We start from the raw sequence: 18,673 nt of genomic DNA on the forward strand, positions 1-18,673 counted from the left end.
CTCGACTCCTCGGGGTCGGCGGCATACAGGCGCTTTGGTCACGAACCCCGGACTTGCCGCCGATCCCCTGCGGGGACGACCCTGCACACCCCCTCCCAGGGCCGGACAAGAACGGCACGCCCCCGGGGATTCCCGGAGTTGCGAAACTCGAGTCCCTCGGGGCCAGGCAGGCGCACGTGGTGCGGGAACTCGTGGGATGCGGGTTGCCCGCTGCCGCGGGTGGTGTGGGGGCTTGTCGGGTGCGGGTTGCCCGCTGCCGCAAGGGGCGTGGGGGCGTGAAAATCGGGGCCGGATGGGTGGGGGCAGGAAAGCCGGCGGCGGTATGGGTCAGGGGCAGGTGGTCGTGGCCGTTCGGGCGTAGAGGCCGATTCGGGCCTGGCCCACCAGCCGTTCCTCGCAGAGGACGAACTCGGTGTCGAGTATCCGACGCTTCACGGACTCGATCTCCACCGCGTCCAGTGGCTCGCCCTCGCGGTCCTGGATGGCGATGAGCCAGCCGACGCCGGAGGACAGCATGCGGGAACGGATCTCCGACGGGGACGCTTCCGTACCGAAGAGGGTGTTGGAACCGCGGGGGGAACGGGCCAGGGAGAGGTCGGTGAGGGGGCGGAAGGGAGCCGGGTGGGCCAGGGTCCAGACGCGGCGGCGGGTGGGGGTGAAGAGGAGGCCGTCACCGGGGCGGGAGATCTCGGCGACGGCCGCGGCCACCGCGCCGACGTCGTTCTTGCGGCTGTCCGGGGAGCGGAGGTGGGGCCCGTAGGCGACGAGGGTGATCAGCGCGGCGGCTGCCGTCGTGATCGCGAGGAGGCGGGACCAGTACTGGTCGAGGGCCGCGCCGATGAGGAGGGCGAGACCGGTGATGTACGGGAGGACATAGCGGTCGACGAAGAGGGGGTGGATCAGGGAGACGGCTATCAGCAGACCCATGGGGAGTACGAGGAGAGGGAGCGCGACCCCGCCGACCCGTGAGCCGGCCGGGGTGCGAGCGCATGCCCAGCCCAGGAGGGCGAACAGGAGGAACGCGGCGAACTCGGGAACTCCGGGACGGCCGATCCACTCGACCTGGGAGGACTGGGTCGTGCTGAAGAGCGCCAGCGGAGCCACGCCCACGACGACGCAGAGCGCGGCCGGCAGCCAGCCGCGCGGACGGTCGCGCCACACCGTCAGCCCGTGCGCCACCACCATCAGCACCGCGAACTCGTGCAGCAGACACGCCGTCAGCATGACCACCGCGTACGCCGCCCACGACCGCTTCAGCAGCAGCCATGTCCCCCAGGTCACGAGTCCGCACACCAGCGCGTACGACCGCCCCTCCTGCGCGTACCGCTGCACGACCGGCAGCAGCGGGAGAACCAGGCCCGCCAGCAGGCCGGCGCGCGGACCGGCCAGTCGCCGGCCGATCATCGCCACCCCCATGGCCGTGGCGCACATCGCGAGGACGGACGGGAGGCGGAGGGGAACGAGGCCGGGTTCCCAGACCCTGAACAGGCCGTGCATGAAGAGGTAGTAGAGACCGTGGACGGCGTCCACCGAGCCGAGAGTGCGCCAGATCTCCGGGACCGTGCGCTGGGCCATCTCGTATGTGACCGCCTCGTCGCCCCACAGCGTTCCCTCGCGCCTGATCCCCCACAGTCCGAGCACCAGCATCAGCACGGCCGGTGGGAGGAGTACGGCCGACAGGTGCCATCGCCGCGCGACCGGCCCGGAGGAAGACGGTGCCGAAGGCATCCGCGGCACCCGTGCGGGGAGTCTCGCGACGGAAAGGGTCCATATGAGGCGCTCACGGGTGCCGGGCCCCGGTGCGGAGGGCTCTTGTACGGGGGGCGCCTGCGCGGACGGCGCGCGCGGCGGCATGGGGGCGATCATCAAGCGAGTCCATCGGCCGCCGCATTGATGGGCAGGCCCCAAACGCCCTGCCAATCAATTCACTACCCTCGACGCGGAGGGAGGGAAAGGGTCAAGGGGAGGCGACGATGGGGCGGCACGAGAAACCGTTGGACCCGGACGCCGGGCCCGTGCAGCGGTTCGCGTACGAACTGCGGGCGTTCCGGCGGGCGGCGGGCGGGCCCACCTACCGTGTGATGGCACGCGCCTCGTCGTACTCCGCGCCCACTCTCTCCGCCGCCGCGGCCGGCGAGAAGCTCCCCTCGCTGCCGGTCGCCCTCGCGTACGTGGCCGCCTGCGGCGGGGACGCGGAGGACGCCGCTCGCTGGGAGAAGCGCTGGCGCGAGACCGCCGAAACCCGCGAACCCCTTCCGGACCGGGCGGAGCAGGGGCCGTATCCCGGTCTCGCCCGGTACGGCCCCGAAGACAGCGACCACTTCTTCGGGCGGGACGAACTGGTCGCCGAACTCGTCGAACTGATCCGGCGACGCCCCTTCGTCGCGCTCGTCGGCGCGTCCGGCAGCGGGAAGTCGTCCCTCCTGCGGGCCGGACTCGTCCCCGCTGTGAGGGAAGGGCTCGGCCCGGCGAAGGCGAAGGGGGGCGGGACGAAGGGAGTCGGGACGAAGGGGGCTCAGGGGACGGGTCCGGTTCCGGTGGAGGGGGACGGGGGGCCATCGGTGATCCGGCTGCTCACTCCCGGCCCCACTCCTGCCCGTACGCACAAGGGGATGTTCACCGAAGGCGCGCTCGTCCTGGTCGACCAGTTCGAGGAGTTGTTCACCCTCTGCCGCGATCCGGCCGAACGAGCCGCGTTCATCAAGCTGATGCTCACCGAACCCGCCGGGGTCGTGATCGCCGTACGCGCCGATTTCTACGGGCGGTGCGCCGAGCACCCGGCGCTGGCCGGCGCGTTGAAGGACTCCGTCCTCCTCGTCGGGCCGATGACCAGGGAACAGCTACGGGAAGCGGTCGTCGGGCCCGCCACCGCCGAGCGGCTGATCGTGGAGCGCACGCTCACCGCCCGTATCGTCGCCGAGGTCGCCGACGAACCGGGCGGGCTTCCGCTGATGTCGCACGCCCTACTGGAGGTCTGGCGCAGGCGGCGCGGACGGACGCTGACCGAGGAGGCGTACGAGACCATCGGCGGGGTGCAGGGCGCCATCGCGCACACCGCCGAGGAGGTCTTCGCCACTTTCACGGAGCACGAGGCCGACGCGGCCCGTGCCGTGCTGCTGCGGCTCATCTCGCCCGGTGACGGGAGCGAGGACACCCGCCGGCCCGCCGAACGCGCCGAACTGGTGCTGTCCGACGCGTACGCGCACGTCCTGGAACGGCTCGTACACGCCCGGCTGCTGACCGTCGACGACACGTCCGTGAACCTCGCCCACGAAGCCCTGATCACCGGTTGGCCCCGGCTGCGCCGCTGGATCGCGGACGACCGCGATCTGCTGCGGCTCCACCGGCGGCTGACGGACGCCGCCCGGACGTGGGAGGAACTGGGGCGGGACACGGGGGCGCTCTATCGCGGTGGGCAGTTGGAGGCGGCCAGGGAAGCGTTCGGTATGTCCTTCGGTATGCCCTTCGGTGCGGTTGATGGTGCGTCGTTGGGTGCGGTTGGCAGTGCGGTGTTCGGTTCGGTCTTCGGTGCGGTTCGCGGTTCGGTGTTCGGTGTGGTTGACGGTTCGGTGTTCGGGGCGTTCCGTTCATCGTTCCGTGCGTCGTCCGGGTCGGTTCTTGGGGCATTTCGTTCGTTGTTCCGTGCGTCGTCCGGTTCGGCCGCAGGTGCGTCCCCTGATGCCTCGTTGGGGCCGGGTTCCGGTTCCCGGTCCGGATCGGGCCCCCGCGGCAGCGGCCCACCCATCGGGCTCACCTCCCAGGAGCGCGACTTCCTCGCCGCTTCCCTCCGTGCCCATGAGCGCGAGTCCCGCGCCGCCGCCCGCACGGCCCGTCGGCTGCGTGTCCTCACCGTCACCCTCTCCGTACTCCTCTGTCTCGCCGCCGTCGCGGGGCTCACCGCCTGGCAGCAGAGCCGTGTCAGCGACCGCCGTGCCGTCGAGGCCGAGGCCCGCCGGATCGCCGAAGTCGCGGGCACCTTGCGCGCGTCCGATCCGCGTACCGCGATGCGGCTGAGCCTCGCCGCGTGGAAGCTCGCCGAGACGGCCGAGACCCGAGAGTCCCTGTTCGCCGCCGCGGCACAGTCGAACGTGGACGTGTACGCGCCGCCCCTGACCGAGTCGGACGTGGACGCGAACGACACCTGGCGGCGGCTGAGCACAGACGGCCGCACGATGGTCGAGGTCGGGCCGGACCGTACGAAGCGGTGGGACATTCCCGGTCACCGCGGGCTCCCGGACCTCCCCGGTCTCGGCAAGCACGCGGTGAACATCATGGACCTCGAACCCGACTCCCTGAAGGCCGCGTTCCGGGCACCCGACGGGATACGGATCTGGGACCTGGCGGCCGGGAAGCCGACCGGAGCGCCCTTCGGGCCCCAAGGGCCCACCCCGACCGAGAAAGGTGACGACTACGGCTGGTTCGGTCCCGGCGGGCGGTTGTTCGGCACCCACCGGGACGGCCTTCCGGTGCAGTTGTGGGACACCCGTACGGGACGGCCGCTGCTCAGCACCGGCAGGGAGCCGAGGGAGATCAAGAGGTTCCAGATCTCGCCGGACGACCGGCTGCTCGTCTTCTGCCCGGATCAGGGGCCGCTGCGGCTCTGGGACATCCACAAGCGCCGCGAACTGCCCGCCTCCTGGGCCGCGGAGGCCGACGTCTGCGCCTCGGACGAGATCCGGTTCCTGCCCGGTCAGCAGGCCCTCGCGGTCAGCACCGGCGACGGCGTGCGGATCTGGGACGTACGGTCCGGGCAGGAGCGGCCCCGAATCCCCGCCGGGGAGTATCCGTATGTGTCGTTCAGCGACGACGGCACCCATGCCGCGACCGTCTCGGCCGACGAGATCCGGCTCTGGCGGCTGTCGCGCGGGCTGTCCGCTCCCGTGAGCGTGCTCCGGGTTCCCACCGCGCACAGGAACTTCGGTGATCCACGGCTGGATCTGTCGGCCGGCACGATCCGGTACGTGGAGGGCCAGGCGCCCGGCACGACCGTATGGACCATCGCCTTCGACACCGAGACGCCCCGGCGGTGGGAACGGGAGCCGTTCGCCGGGGCCGCGTTCAGCCCGGACGGCGGCGTACTCGCGACCAGGCGCGGTGAAACGTATCAGCTGCGGGGCGGCGACGGAGAGCTGTTCGCCACGCTCGGCGGACCCCGCCGCGCCCTCGACTGCGGCTCCGAGTGCCTCCTGATGGCCTTCAGCCCCGACAGCCGGGCCTTCGCCCACCCGGATGCGGCGGGCGCGCTGGCCGTGCGCGACCTTCGTTCCAGGGTGACCGATTCCGTACCGCTGCCGCCCGATTTCGACGGCGGGATCGCTGTCGCGGCCGGTGGCGACTCGGTCGCCGTGTCGCGCGCGACGATGGAACGCAAGTCCATCGACTCACTGCGCCTGGACAGGCGGGGAGGGAACGGCGGCCGGAACGAGCAGGGCGGACGGGACGGTTCGGATGGACCGGATGGACCCGACGGGTACGAACCCGCCTGGTCGACGCTTCGGCCCGGCGTCAGCGGTCGTGTCCTCGCGACCGCCCCGGACGGCCGCATCCTGACGGACCACCGGCAGCTCATCGATCCGCGAACCGGTGACGCCACCCGGGTCATGCGCGGCGAAAACCAGCCCTCGTCGGTGGCGTTCGGCCCCGACGGCCGCCATCTCGCGATGAGCGACCACGACGGCCGGACCACTCTCTGGGACGGCCGGGGCCGAAAGCTCCTCGCGGTCCTCGTTCCCAAGAACCCGAGGAACACGGACGCCCGGCGGAGCGACTGGCGCGCACCGGCGCTCGCGTTCTCACGGGACGGGCGCACGCTGGCGTACGGGGACGCCGACGGCGGCCTACGGCTCTGGCGGACCGACGCCCCCCGCTCCCGCGGCGCCTCCCTCCCGTCCGCCGACGGCCCGGTGCTGGCGCTGGCGTTCGCTCCGGACGGCGGTGAACTGCGCGTCACGACTCCGTATGTCGCGTTCCGTTCCTACTCCCTGGATCCCGGCGGCACGGCGAAGAAGGTCTGTGTACGGGCGGGGGGCGGGCTCGACCGTACGGAGTGGGAGACCCATCTTCCGGGGGTCCCGTACCGGTCCGTGTGCTGAAGACCCCAACCGTCGACCTCGCTATGGCTTCGATGCCAGCATGTGCCGCATGACGAACATCCCCAGAGGCGCCAACACACCTGTCCCGACGACCACGCTGAAGGTGGTGGTGGCGCATCCGCCGACGCCCGCGGCACCGGCGGGCATCGATCTCGTGGTGGGGCTCCTCGACGCGGGAGGCAGGTCGCGTCCGGGGCGGAAGGACGCGGTGAACTACAAGGCGACCCCGCATCCGTCGGGCGCGGTCCGGTACATCGGGAAGGCGTCGGGCAATGGGCAGCTCGGCGTGTGGGTGGAGGTCGCGCTGGCCGCCGTGGAGCCTGAGATCCAGAAGGTGATGATCATCGCGGTGAGCGGCGAGATCCCTTTCGGGTCCTTTCCCGGGCTGTACATCCAGGCGCTGGGGCCGGACGGGGCGCCGGTCGTGCAGTACGACGTGAAGGACGCGGCTGACGAAGTCGTTTACACACTCGGGGAGTTCTACCGGCGTGACGGGGCGTGGAAATTCCGGGCGGTGGGGCAGGGGTACGCCGGGTACGAGGAGCTGGGGGCGGACTTCAGCCACCGGCACGCCCCACAGCCGTCGGCACCGGCGGAACCGCCCGCGCCGGCACCGGTTCCGTATCCTCCTGCCCAGGGTGCCCAGCCACCGGTGTTCCAGCCGCCGCCCGCGCCGGCACCGGTCGCCTTTCAGCCACCCGCGTCCGCGCCGGGCCGGACCTTCGCCCCGGGGCACGGCATAGTCGAACCCGGAGTCCGGGCCCAGGAGCGGCCCCCCTTCGCGCCACCCGCCCAGCCGTACGCACATCACCCACAGGCGCCTCATCCCGGCCCCGGCTACTCGACGCCCGCCGCGCCCGGCCCTCAGCCGGACGAACTCCCCGGCCCCTTCGCCCGCTTCCCCGGCTTCCAGCCGCACACGGTCCGTGGCCACCAGGACGCCAAGATCACCATCGAGGCCCCCCTCCCGCCCGGCCCGGTGATCCTGGAGATATCGCAACGGGGCGACGCCTGGATGACCACGTACCAGCTCACCAGGAAGCACGAGTCGGGCGACATGCTCACCAGTTCCATGGCACCGGACTTCCACGGGCGAGCGGCCGCCGTCGTCCCGCGGGGTTACCCTCTGCGGCTGAAGATCCTGGCGGACCACGACTGGGCGGTCACCGTCCGCCCGGTGTCGGCGGCGCGCCTTCTGGGTACCGCGACCGTCCACGGCGACTCCTACGAGGTGTTCGCGCACACAGGTCCGGCCATGGATCTCGAGGTGGAGTTCAAGGGCTCACAGCGCGGCTCCCACGACATCGGCGGGATCCTCTCGATGCGGTCCATGGCCCTGGACCCCGACGACGTCTGGTACGACGAAGGGCACTTCGGCGATGTCGACCACATCCTCACCAGCGCCGTCGCCCCGTTCCGGCAGACCGTCCGGCTGAAGAGCGGCCCGCGTCTGCTGGCCGTCCGCGGCGAAGGCCCGTGGTCGATCACTCCACGCCCCGGGGTCTGATCGCACCACGTGAACAGCCCGGTCGGCCGAACCGATCGGCCGGACCGCTCGGGCCCAACCGTGGCGTGAGTCCCGGCCGCGGGCTGTGAGGAACGGCCGAGGGACACCCGTCGGCACGGCCACGCCGGAGCCGATGTCGACGCCGGAGCCGATGTCACGGAGGGCGTACGGCGCTCGTACGGGAGAACCGGCCGCGTGACCAGTCGCGTTACCGCCCGCGTGACCGGCCGTACGGGCGGGCCCCGCCGACAGGGCCCGCCCAGCCCACGTGGTCGGTCGCGCGCCTACGCCGCGAACCCGTCCGCGACTCCCAGCGCCGCGTCCAGCGCCGCCAGGCCCTCCTTCGCGTCCGCCTCGCTGATGTTGCACGGCGGGACGACATGGGTGCGGTTCATGTTGACGAAGGGCCACAGGCCGTGGGCCTTGCAGGCCGCGGCGAAGGACGCCATCGCCGTGTTGGCCTCGCCGGAGGCGTTGTACGGGACCAGGGGCTCATGGGTCTCGCGGTCGCGGACCAGGTCCAGCGCCCAGAAGGCTCCCATGCCCCGGACCTCGCCGACGCTCGGGTGGCGTTCGGCCAGTTCGCGGAGGCCGGGGCCGATGACCGTCTCGCCGATGCGGGCCGCGTGCTCGATGACCTTCTCCTCCTCCATGACGCCGATCGTGGCGACGGCCGCGGCGCAGGCGAGGGGATGGCCGGAGTAGGTGAGTCCGCCGGGGTACGGCCGTGTGTCGAAGGTCGCCGCGATCTCCGCCGAGATCGCGACACCCCCGAGCGGCACATAACCGGAGTTGACGCCCTTGGCGAAGGTGATCAGATCGGGCACGACGTCGAAGTGCTCGGAGGCGAACCACTTTCCGGTACGCCCGAATCCGGCCATGACCTCGTCGAGGACGAACACGATCCCGTACCGGTCGCAGATCTCCCGTACGCCCGCGAGATAGCCGGGCGGCGGCACCATGATGCCGGCCGTGCCGGGAATGGTCTCCAGCACGATCGCGGCGATGGTGCCGGGGCCCTCGAAGGCGATGGTGTCCTCGAGGTGCTGGAGCGCGCGGGCGGCTTCCTCGGCCTCGGTCGAGGCGTAGAAGGGCGAGCGGTAGAGGAACGGCCCCCAGAAGTGCACGACCCCGGCCGTGCCGCTGTCCGAGGCCCAGCGCCGCGGGTCGCCGGTGACGTTGATCGCGGTGGAGGTGCCGCCGTGGTACGAGCGGTACGCGGAGAGCACCTTCGGGCGGCCCGTGTGCAGCCGGGCCATCCGGATGGCGTTCTCGATGGCCTCGGCGCCGCCGTTGGTGAAGAAGATCTTGTCGAGGTCGCCGGGCGTCCGCTCGGCGATCAGCCGGGCCGCCTCGGAGCGGGACTCGACCGCGAACGCGGGCGCGAAGGTCGCCAGCTTCCCGGCCTGCTCCTGGATCGCGGCGACGACCTTCGGGTGCTGGTACCCGATGTTGGTGTAGACGAGACCGCTGGTGAAGTCGAGGTAGCGCTTCCCGTCGTAGTCCCAGAAGTACGAACCCTCGGCGCCGGCGACGGCGAGCGGGTCGATCAGGCCCTGGGCGGACCAGGAGTGGAAGACATGCGCACGGTCCGCGGCCTTCACAGCGGCGCCGGCCTGCGGGTCAACAGCTTGAGGGGTCATGCGTCACAGCGTATGTACTCATGACCGAGCCCGATATGACCATCCTGTCTGGCCTCGGCGAGCTTCCTGCGGCGTTCTGTAAAGCCGGACTCAGTTGACAGAAGGCTGTCATTATGACAGCCTTCTGTCATAGTCGCCGGGCAGCCGAGGAGGGCACGATGACCGCCACGACCAGCAGGACCGTTCATCTCGCCGTGTACGACACCTACGCGGACTGGGAGACGGGCCACACCACCGCCCATCTGACGCAGAACGGCTTCACGGTCCGCACGGTCGGCCTGACCACCGATCCGGTCACCACCATGGGCGGCCTCCGTGTCCAGCCCGACATGGCGCTCGCCGACCTCCGCCCCGAGGACAGCGCGCTGCTGATCCTCACGGGCGCGACCGCGTGGGACACGGGCGACGGTCTCGCGCCCTTCGCCGCGAAGGCTCGCGCCTTCCTCGGCGCGGGCGTGCCCGTCGCCGGCATCTGCGGCGCGACGGCCGGACTGGCACGCGAGGGACTGCTGGACGACCGCGACCACACCGGGGCGGTCTCCTTCTATCTCGCCGCCACCGGCTACAAGGGCGGCGACCGCTACCGCGAGGCCGACGCCGTCACGGACGGCGATCTGATCACGGCCGGCCCCACCGAGCCGGTCGCGTTCGCCCGCGAGGTCTTCGCCCGGCTCGGCGTGTACGAGGGCGCGAAGCTGGACGCCTGGTACCGGCTGTTCCACGACTCGGACGTGTCCGCGTTCGCGGTCCTCGAAGGCGAGGATGGCGGAGATGGCGCGGATGGCGGGGAGGCTGCGGGGGGCGCGGGGAACACCGAAGGCGCGGCCGCGTCATGAGCCGCGAGGAGCAGGAGTTGCTCAGCCGGACGGCGCTCGCCGTCTTCCGGCTGAACGGCCAGTTCCTCGCGGTCTCCGAGGTGCTGGCCAAGCCCGCCGGGCTCACCGCCGCCTGGTGGCAGGTGCTCGGAGCCGTACTGCGTACGCCCCTTCCCGTCGCCGGGATCGCCAGGGACATGGGCATCACCCGCCAGAGCGTGCAGCGGATCGCGGATCTGCTCGTCGAGCGGGGCCTGGCGGCGTACGAGCCCAATCCCGCGCACCGGCGCGCCAAGCTGCTCCGCCCCACCGACGAGGGCCGGGAGGCGATCTCCCGGATCGAGCCCGGTCACGCGGAACTGGCGGCCCGGCTGACCGAGACGCTCGGGCCAAAGCGGCTCGCGGAGACGGCGGAAGCGCTGGAGCGGCTGTCCAAGGCCCTGGACACGATCGGATCCGCCGATTCGGAGTGAGGGAGGGCCGGGGCGGGCGGGGGCGGGCGGGGCCTGTATCGGCCCCGCCGGGTGCCAGGCCGGGCCGGTGGCGGAGGCGGGACCCCGGAGCGACGCGGTCGGCATCCGGTGGGCATGATCCTGTGGGCATGCGGTCCGGACCCGGTTCCGGGTGGACGATCCGCGCGTGTCTCCGCCCACTCCGCCTATCCTCGATGCGTTCGACAACATGGGTCGTCCGGGGTCGGGGGGACGTACGGCGATGGATCAGTTGGTGCCTGGGGATCCGCGGCACATCGGCGCGTACCGGCTGCTCGCGCGTCTGGGCGCGGGCGGCATGGGTCAGGTCTATCTGGCGCGCAGCGAACGGGGCCGTACGGTCGCCGTCAAACTCGTACGGCGGGAACTCGCCGCCCACGAGACGTTCCGCGAGCGCTTCCGGCTGGAGGTGCACGCGGCGCGGCGGGTCGGCGGCGAGTGGACCGCGCCCGTCCTGGACGCCGACACCGAGGCGGCCGTGCCCTGGGTCGCGACCGGTTATGTCGCCGGGCCCTCGCTGAACGCGGTCGTGTCCGGGGACCACGGCCCGCTCCCCGAGCGTTCGGTACGGATCCTCGGCTCGGGCCTCGCGCACGCGCTCACCTCCATCCACACCGCGGGGCTCATCCACCGTGATCTCAAGCCGTCCAACATCCTGATCACCATCGACGGCCCGCGTGTCATCGACTTCGGCATCGCGCGGGCCCTGGAGACGACCACGGACGGCGGGCTCACCCGGACGGGAGCGGTCATCGGCTCACCCGGCTTCATGGCCCCCGAGCAGATCCGCGGGGAGTCCGTCACCCCCGCGGCCGACGTCTTCTGTCTGGGCTCGGTCCTCGCCTACGCGGCGACCGGACGGCTCCCCTTCGGCTCGACGGAGACCGCGGGCCACGCGCTGATGTTCCGGATCGCGGAGGAGGAACCGGATCTGGCGGGTCTCCCCGCGGGCCTGACCGATCTCGTACGGGAATGTCTGCGCAAGGCCCCGGCGGACCGGCCGGAGCTGGCCGAGGTCCTGGAGCGCACCGCCACGGAGCCGAGCCATGAGCCCTGGCTGCCGGGTGCGCTCATCGCTCAACTGGGACGGCACGCGGTCCGGTTGCTGGAGGTCGAGCACGCGGCCCCACCGCCCGCGCCCGCCGCACAGAGCCACCCCGCACAGAGCCACCCCCCGCTGGCCGCCTCCGCGCCGACCATCCCCACACCCGGCCGCCCCGCGCCGGCCCCGCCCGAGCCGCCGACGCAGGTCCTGCCGCCCACCCCCACGGCCTCCGCACCGCCCGTACCCGCACCGGCACCCGCGCCGACAACAGGACCCGCACCCGCGCCGGTCCCGCCCGCCCATCCGCAGGCCGGCCATGCCGTGCCCCCGACCCTGATGCAGCCCCCGCCCGCTCCGTACGGCAGCTACACCTCGCCGCCGCCATACCAGCCGCTGCCCGCCCCCTACACCCCGGCAGCGCCGCCCCCGTACCCGCACCCGGCCGTGCCGGAACCCGAGCGCACGGGCGGCGGTGGGCGGAAGGCCGCCCTCATCGGGATCGGCGTCCTGCTCCTCGCGGTCCTGGCGGGCGTCACGCTCCGCGCCCTCAGCGGCGGCGGGGACGCCGACCGGGCCGACGATCCGAAGCCCGGCCCGAACACGTCGGCGGTCTCGGCTCCGACCACTCCGACCACTCCGGGGACCTCCGAATCGCCGCCTCCCTCGAAGTCCCCCTCGAAGTCCCCCTCGAACTCCCCCTCGAACTCCCCGGCGGGCGAAGTCGGAGGCGTGCCCGACGAGTACATCGGCACCTGGCGCGCGAGCTTCGACACCGCCGACGGCGCCAACACCCGCGTCATGACCATCACCCAGGGTCCACAGGGCTCCACGGTCATGGAGCTGACCGGTACCGGCGCCTCGTACGACTGCACGTGGTCGGCCACGCTGCGCGCTTCGGGCCCGCCTCTCGAACTCAGCCCGACCCGAGTCGTCTCCGGCGATCCGGGGAAGTGCTCGCCCGGCCAGTGGAGCCGCCTGGAGATGCCGGACGACTTCACCATCGTCCGCGAACTCGTCGGCTCGGGCGGCGCGCCCCTGCGGTACGCCAAACTGTTCTGACGTGTCCGTCGCCGTGGCCGTGGTGGTGGCCGTGGTGGTGGCCGTGGTGGTGACCGGACGTCACAGGGCGACCGCTCCCACGGCGACCGCCGTCACTCCGATGAGCAGGGCCAGAACACCGAAGACGATGTCGAATCTCCGGGAACGGTGTTCGGCCGCGAGGTCCGGGGTGAAGACGGCCGGGTCGTCGGGCGTGTAGTGGATCGCGACGTCCCGGCCGTACGAGCCGACGGGGTCCGGCAGACCCGAGGCGCAGTACGCGGTGACGGCCGTGCCCTCGTGGGTGGAGAAGGCGACGACCGGGGTGTGGCCGGTGCGGGTGTCGCCGTCCTCGTCGGTGGTGACGTCCTTGAGTACGGCGATGACACGGCCCCGGACGGGGGCCGCGGAGGTCAGCGCTTCGATGCGGCGGCTCATGTCGCGTGCGTTCTGGGGCAGGTAGCGCACCCCCAGGACGGTCCAGGGCACCCCGAAGCCGAGCAGGGCCCATGGCCAGCCCCAGTCGATCGCGGCGATGACCACCAGCCCGGTGTAGATCAGGAAGACCGCGAAGTTCGGCCGGCCGAGTCCGTACCGGCCGCCCCAGAGGTCGCTGGTGAACCGGAAGGCATGAGGTCTGCCGCGCGGGTAGAGGACGCCGATCTCCCGGCCCGTCCAGGCTGTGGTGACCCTCTCGTCGTGCTCACCGTCGTTCGTCACGGTGAACTCCTGCCCGGTGGACGGGTCACGGAAGGAGACGACCACGGGTATCCCGTACCTCTGGGAGCTTCCGTGCTTCGGCTCCCGGACCCGCTCGATCCGCCCCATGACGCGGACCGTCCGCTGGGCCCGCGTCATCCCGGCCAGCGACCGGCCGTATCCGATCAGCGCCACGACCGCGAACACCCCGCACCACAGCACCAGAAATCCATGCCAGTCCAAGCGCTTTCCTCCTGTCGTCTCTTGGGGGCGGAGCCTCAGCAGCAATTCCGAACCGCCTCGCGGCCCCGGCCTTCACGCCGTCGGGCAGCTGATGACGCGCGGGTACCGTCCGCGTCCGATGGTCGGCGTCGGTCTCGGTGTCGGTGTCGGTCTCGGTGTCGGTGTCGGTCTCGGTGTCGGTCAGCGTCAGCGTCAGTGCGCCGGGGTGCGCCGCACCACCTTGCCCTTGCCGTCCGCCTCGAGTGAGGCCGCGCCGTCGGGGCCGGTCACGCCGACCCTGATGGTGAGGGAGCCGGTGAGGTCCTCGGCGGTGATCTGCCAGCTCTGCGGGGAGCGGACACCGAGCGTGGTCGTGGCCTCCTCGACCAGGGCGGGGAACCGTTCGTAGGGCAGGGAACCCGGGTCGAACCGTCCGGCCTGCGAACCGATGGGAGCGAACACGACCGACAGCAGACGCTCCTGCACGACGACGGTGAGGGCGGGGCGCGTGCCCTGGCCCTCGGTGAGCGAGTCGACGGCCCGACGCAGCGCGCCCTTGTCGAGGAACGACTGGTCCGGGCCGAGGGAGACCGTACCGAACGCCGACGTCACGACCGTGGTCGACGACGTGGCGGAGACGGAAGGTCCGACGGAGGGCCCGACGGATGAGGGAGGCCGCGCGGTGGCGTCCTGCCCGGACAGGTCGGCGCGGAACAGCAGGACCACCCCCGCCGCGCCGAGCAGCAGGCCGAGGAGCCCGACGAAGCCGAAGGCACAGCCCTCGGGAGGCTCGCTCGCCATGGCCGGCCCGGGCACCGAGTCGATGCGGGCCCCGGCCGCCCGGTCCTCCCATTCGGGTGTCGGCCGTTTCACGATTCTCACCCGCCACGGCCGGTCCGGCGGGTACTGGACCACCACGATGCCGCGCGGCCGGTAGTCGGGCAGGTCGACGAGGTTGATGTCCTGCGTGATCTCGACGCGGTACGCCGTCCCGCCGTCCGGCGCGACGGTGAGGTCGAACCGCACCGGCACATCGCTCGACTCACCCCCGATGGCGTGCAGGCTCTCGATCATCGCGAGCGCCGTGCGGGGTACGACGGCCGCCTCCCGTGCCCGCCGCGGCGCACCGGCCAGGAAGAGGAGCAGGCCGTAGACCGCGGGCAGGCCCAGCCCCGTGACGAACAGCGGCACGCTCTCCACGACGCCGCCGACGATGAGAGCGGCCAGCGACGTCCCGATCACACCACCCGTCAGGAACCCGCGGGCGAGGGCGACGGGGGTGCTGCGCGTGGGCGGCACGCCCGTGGTGATCGTCATACGGGTGATTGTGTCGGGCCCGGCTGACGGCCGGTAGATCTTCAAGGTCTTCGGAACGGCCTTCCTGCGGCCTTCCTGCGGCCTTCCTGCGGTCTTCCTGCGGTCTTCCTGCGGTCTTCGGACGGCGTTCGGACGGCGTTCAGGCAGCTTTCAGGCCGGGCTCGGCCTCAAGAGACAGCCGCGCTTGACCTCAAGATAACTTGAGGTCATATGGTCCTCCGCATGAGCATGGAGACCACCGCCTGGAGCCAGCTTCACTCCGCCATGACCGCCCAGCAGGACCGGCGGCCCTTCGCCCGCGCGACCGTGCGCCGTATCGCCGCGTTCGCCCGGCCCCACCGTCGCCGTATCACCCAGTTCCTCCTTCTGAGCGTTCTCACGGCACTGCTCGCCGTGGCCACACCGATCCTCGCCGGACGGGTCGTCGACACGATCGTGTCCGGCGGGGCATCGGGCACGGTCATCAGGATCGCCCTGCTGATCGCGGTGATCGCCGTCGCCGAAGCGGGGCTCGGCCTGCTCCAGCGGTGGCTGTCGGCGAACCTCGGCGAGGGCCTGATCCTCGATCTCCGGCGCGCGGTCTTCGACCATGTGCAGCGGATGCCCGTCGCGTTCTTCACACGCACCCGTACCGGCGCGCTCGTCAGCCGGCTCAACAACGACGTCGTCGGCGCGCAGCGCGCGTTCAGCAACACCCTCTCCGGTGTGGTGAGCAATCTGGTCACGCTGCTGCTGACGCTCGCCGTGATGCTCACGCTCTCCTGGCAGATCACGCTGCTCGCGCTGGTCCTGCTGCCGGTGTTCGTCGTGCCCGCCCGCCGGATGGGCGCGCGGATGGCGGGGCTCCAGCGGGAGGCGGCACGGCTCAACGCCTCGATGGGCACCCGGATGACGGAACGCTTCTCCGCCCCCGGAGCCACGCTGGTCAAGCTCTTCGGGCGGCCGGACGAGGAGTCGGTGGAGTTCGCGGCGCGCGCGAGCAGGGTGCGGGACATCGGCGTACGGATGGCGATGGCGCAGTCCGCCTTCATCACCGCCCTCACCCTGGTCTCCGCGCTCGCGCTCGCCCTGGTCTACGGCCTCGGCGGCTACTACGCCCTGCGCGGCAGCCTGGAGCCCGGCGCCGTCGTCGCGCTCGCGCTTCTGCTGACCCGGCTGTACGCGCCGCTCACCGCACTCGCCGGGGCACGGGTCGAGGTGATGAGCGCCCTCGTCAGCTTCGAGCGCGTCTTCGAGATCCTGGACCTCGAGCCGCTCATCGACGAGAAGCCGAACGCCCGTGAGGTGCCCGAAGGACCCGTGTCCGTCGAGTTCGACGGCGTCCGCTTCGGCTACCCGTCCGCCGAGAAGGTCTCCCTCGCCTCGCTGGAGGAGGTCGCCTCGCTCGACGAGCGGGGCGGTGACGACGTCCTGCGCGGGATCTCCTTCCGCGCCGAGGCCGGGCAGACCATCGCCCTCGTCGGCTCGTCCGGCGCGGGCAAGTCGACCATCGCGAGCCTGCTGCCGCGGCTGTACGACGTGGACGAGGGCGCGGTCCGCGTCGGCGGAGTCGATGTACGGGACCTGTCCGCCCGCTCGCTGCGCGCCACGCTCGGCATGGTCACGCAGGACGGGCACCTGTTCCACGAGTCCGTACGCGAGAATCTGCTGCTCGCCCGGCCCGAGGCCACGGAGGACGAGCTGTGGGACGTGCTGCGCCGGGCCCGGCTCGCCGAGCTGGTGCGGTCGCTGCCCGATGGGCTCGACACCGTCGTCGGCGAACGCGGCTACCGGCTCTCGGGCGGTGAGCGCCAGCGTATGACCATCGCGCGGCTGCTCCTCGCCCGCCAGCGCGTCGTCATCCTGGACGAGGCGACCGCCCACCTCGACAACACCTCGGAGGCCGCTGTGCAGGCGGCCCTCGCCGAGGCGCTGGAGGGGCGCACCGCCGTGGTCATCGCCCACCGGCTCTCCACCGTCCGCGCCGCCGACCTGATCCTCGTCGTGGAGGGCGGCCGGATCGTGGAACGCGGTACGCACGAGGGGCTGCTCGCGGCGGACGGGCGGTACGCGGAGCTGTACCGGACGCAGTTCGCGGAAGCGGAAGCGGAAGCGCGGTACGACGGGCCCAGTGGTCACGGGGGGCAGGACGGATCCTCGGGACACGAGCGTACGGACGCGGGCACGGGCGCGCATACGGCCGCGGGGGCGACCGCGGCCTCCCATGACGGGCGGGACCTCCGGGACGACGGGGTCGAGCTGCCGGTCTGAAGGGCCCGGTGGGGCCGGGAGGCGCGTCGGTCCGGCTGTGGCGGCCGCCGCACCTCCCGACGGCCCCGGCAGCCGAGACCGGCCGGGCCCGAGACCGGAACCGGCCGAGACCGGAACCGGAACCGGCCGTCCCGCACCGGCCGCCCCGCTCAGCGGGCACCCCACCTGAGCGCCCCCGCCCTAACAGCGGTGCGCCCGAACAGCGGTGCGCCCGAGCGCGGCGAATCGGACCGACCGCTCGGGCGCACCCACCGCCTGGGTTCCTACAGGAACGAGTTGATCTGGATCGTCTCCGTACGGCCCGGACCGACCCCGATCGCCGAGATCGGCGCGCCCGACATCTCCTCCAGCGCCTTCACGTAGTCCCGCGCGTTCTTCGGCAGGTCCTCGAAGGTCTGGGCCTTGGTGATGTCCTCGGACCAGCCCGGCAGCATCTCGTAGACCGGCTTCGCGTGGTGGAAGTCGGTCTGGGAGTACGGCAGCTCCTCGACGCGCTTGCCGTCGATCTCGTACGCGACGCAGACCGGGATCTGCTCCCAGCCGGTCAGCACGTCCAGCTTGGTGAGGAAGAAGTCCGTGAGGCCGTTGACACGGGTCGCGTACCGCGCGATCACCGCGTCGAACCAGCCGCAGCGGCGGTCACGGCCGGTGGTCACACCCCGCTCGCCGCCGATGCGGCGCAGCGCCTCGCCGTCCTCGTCGAACAGCTCGGTGGGGAAGGGACCGGCTCCGACGCGGGTCGTGTACGCCTTGAGGATGCCGATGACCCGCGTGATCTTGGTCGGGCCGACGCCCGCGCCGGTGCACGCGCCGCCCGCCGTCGGGTTCGAGGAGGTGACGAAGGGGTACGTGCCGTGGTCCACGTCGAGCAGCGTGCCCTGGCCGCCCTCGAAGAGGACGACCTTGCCGTCGTCGATGGCCTTGTTCAGGACCAGCGTGGTGTCGGCGACGAACGGCCGGAGCTGCTCCGCGTACTGGAGCATCTCGTCGACGATCCGGCCCGTCTCGATCGCCCGGCGGTTGAAGACCTTGGCGAGGAGCTGGTTCTTGGCCTCCAGCGCCGCCTCGACCTTCTGCTCGAGGATCGACTCGTCGTACAGGTCCTGGACGCGGATACCCACACGGTTGATCTTGTCGGCGTAGGTCGGGCCGATGCCACGGCCCGTCGTACCGATCTTGCGCTTCCCGAGGAACCGTTCCGTCACCTTGTCGAGCGTGACGTTGTACGGGGTGATCAGATGAGCGTTTCCACTGATCAGCAGCTTGGACGTGTCGACTCCGCGGTCGTTGAGCCCACTCAGCTCGGAGAGCAGGACGGCCGGGTCGACCACGACACCGTTGCCGATCACCGGGGTGCACCCCGGTGAGAGGATGCCGGAGGGGAGGAGGTGGAGCGCGTACTTCTGGTCGCCGACGACGACCGTGTGGCCGGCGTTGTTGCCACCCTGGTATCGCACCACATAGTCAACGGATCCACCGAGCAGGTCGGTGGCCTTTCCCTTGCCCTCGTCACCCCACTGAGCACCGAGCAGCACAAGTGCGGGCACAGGCGTA

Annotated in this window: 11 protein-coding genes; 6 read left to right on the forward strand and 5 right to left on the reverse strand. The window is 71.8% G+C overall.

The window, feature by feature from the left end; translation table 11 throughout:
- Window positions 1–327: 327 nt before the first annotated feature.
- On the reverse strand, window positions 328–1,728 hold the full coding sequence (locus ACWEFL_RS24500) for a glycosyltransferase family 39 protein (protein ID WP_451716394.1): 1,401 nt from the start codon (window positions 1,726–1,728) through the stop codon (window positions 328–330).
- Between the two features lie 245 nt (window positions 1,729–1,973).
- Between ACWEFL_RS24500 and ACWEFL_RS24505 the strand changes: the two genes are divergently transcribed.
- A complete protein-coding gene (locus ACWEFL_RS24505; RefSeq protein WP_451716397.1) occupies window positions 1,974–6,092 on the forward strand; it encodes an nSTAND1 domain-containing NTPase in 4,119 nt (1,372 codons plus the stop codon).
- A 49-nt stretch (window positions 6,093–6,141) separates the two neighbouring features.
- A complete protein-coding gene (locus ACWEFL_RS24510; protein ID WP_451716400.1) occupies window positions 6,142–7,599 on the forward strand; it encodes a TerD family protein in 1,458 nt (485 codons plus the stop codon).
- 284 nt (window positions 7,600–7,883) lie between these two features.
- Here ACWEFL_RS24510 and ACWEFL_RS24515 read toward each other — a convergent pair whose 3' ends face one another.
- The gene (locus ACWEFL_RS24515; protein ID WP_451716402.1) at window positions 7,884–9,242 is read right to left on the reverse strand and encodes an aminotransferase class III-fold pyridoxal phosphate-dependent enzyme; all 1,359 of its coding nucleotides are present in this window, start codon (window positions 9,240–9,242) and stop codon (window positions 7,884–7,886) included.
- Window positions 9,243–9,400: 158 nt separating this feature from the next.
- Between ACWEFL_RS24515 and ACWEFL_RS24520 the strand changes: the two genes are divergently transcribed.
- The 3 genes from ACWEFL_RS24520 to ACWEFL_RS24530 all read left to right on the forward strand — a co-directional run bounded on the left by ACWEFL_RS24520 (window position 9,401) and on the right by ACWEFL_RS24530 (window position 12,652).
- A complete protein-coding gene (locus ACWEFL_RS24520; RefSeq protein ID WP_451716405.1) occupies window positions 9,401–10,078 on the forward strand; it encodes a type 1 glutamine amidotransferase family protein in 678 nt (225 codons plus the stop codon).
- Entirely contained in the window at window positions 10,075–10,530 is a 456-nt protein-coding gene (locus ACWEFL_RS24525; RefSeq protein WP_451716407.1) for a MarR family winged helix-turn-helix transcriptional regulator, read from the forward strand. Before ACWEFL_RS24520 ends, ACWEFL_RS24525 begins: the two co-directional genes overlap by 4 nt.
- Before the next feature lie 241 nt (window positions 10,531–10,771).
- Window positions 10,772–12,652 carry a serine/threonine-protein kinase gene (locus ACWEFL_RS24530; protein WP_451716410.1) on the forward strand — a complete coding sequence of 627 codons (1,881 nt, stop codon included), beginning with the start codon at window positions 10,772–10,774 and terminating at the stop codon, window positions 12,650–12,652.
- Between the two features lie 60 nt (window positions 12,653–12,712).
- On the opposite strand, the gene ACWEFL_RS24535 is transcribed toward ACWEFL_RS24530, so the two are convergent.
- A complete protein-coding gene (locus ACWEFL_RS24535; RefSeq protein ID WP_451716412.1) occupies window positions 12,713–13,573 on the reverse strand; it encodes a DUF3592 domain-containing protein in 861 nt (286 codons plus the stop codon).
- Window positions 13,574–13,765: 192 nt separating this feature from the next.
- The gene (locus tag ACWEFL_RS24540) at window positions 13,766–14,869 is read right to left on the reverse strand and encodes a hypothetical protein (RefSeq protein WP_451716414.1); all 1,104 of its coding nucleotides are present in this window, start codon (window positions 14,867–14,869) and stop codon (window positions 13,766–13,768) included.
- 222 nt (window positions 14,870–15,091) lie between these two features.
- Here ACWEFL_RS24540 and ACWEFL_RS24545 point away from each other — a divergent pair, with 222 nt between their 5' ends.
- On the forward strand, window positions 15,092–17,119 hold the full coding sequence (locus ACWEFL_RS24545; RefSeq protein ID WP_451716417.1) for an ABC transporter ATP-binding protein: 2,028 nt from the start codon (window positions 15,092–15,094) through the stop codon (window positions 17,117–17,119).
- Window positions 17,120–17,382: 263 nt separating this feature from the next.
- On the opposite strand, the gene ACWEFL_RS24550 is transcribed toward ACWEFL_RS24545, so the two are convergent.
- A complete protein-coding gene (locus tag ACWEFL_RS24550; RefSeq protein WP_451716418.1) occupies window positions 17,383–18,666 on the reverse strand; it encodes an adenylosuccinate synthase in 1,284 nt (427 codons plus the stop codon).
- Between the last annotated feature and the right edge of the window lie 7 nt (window positions 18,667–18,673).

Source organism: Streptomyces sp. NPDC004838 (assembly GCF_053600955.1).

What these genes read in the sequence shown, in the direction of transcription:
- ACWEFL_RS24500 (WP_451716394.1), bottom strand. Translation starts at nt 1,728, where the DNA reads ATGCCTTCGGCACCGTCTTCCTCCGGGCCGGTCGCGCGGCGATGGCAC.
- ACWEFL_RS24540 (WP_451716414.1), bottom strand. Translation starts at nt 14,869, where the DNA reads ATGACGATCACCACGGGCGTGCCGCCCACGCGCAGCACCCCCGTCGCC.
- ACWEFL_RS24530 (WP_451716410.1), top strand. Translation starts at nt 10,772, where the DNA reads ATGGATCAGTTGGTGCCTGGGGATCCGCGGCACATCGGCGCGTACCGG.
- ACWEFL_RS24510 (WP_451716400.1), top strand. Translation starts at nt 6,142, where the DNA reads ATGACGAACATCCCCAGAGGCGCCAACACACCTGTCCCGACGACCACG.
- ACWEFL_RS24545 (WP_451716417.1), top strand. Translation starts at nt 15,092, where the DNA reads ATGAGCATGGAGACCACCGCCTGGAGCCAGCTTCACTCCGCCATGACC.
- ACWEFL_RS24505 (WP_451716397.1), top strand. Translation starts at nt 1,974, where the DNA reads ATGGGGCGGCACGAGAAACCGTTGGACCCGGACGCCGGGCCCGTGCAG.
- ACWEFL_RS24515 (WP_451716402.1), bottom strand. Translation starts at nt 9,242, where the DNA reads ATGACCCCTCAAGCTGTTGACCCGCAGGCCGGCGCCGCTGTGAAGGCC.
- ACWEFL_RS24520 (WP_451716405.1), top strand. Translation starts at nt 9,401, where the DNA reads ATGACCGCCACGACCAGCAGGACCGTTCATCTCGCCGTGTACGACACC.
- ACWEFL_RS24525 (WP_451716407.1), top strand. Translation starts at nt 10,075, where the DNA reads ATGAGCCGCGAGGAGCAGGAGTTGCTCAGCCGGACGGCGCTCGCCGTC.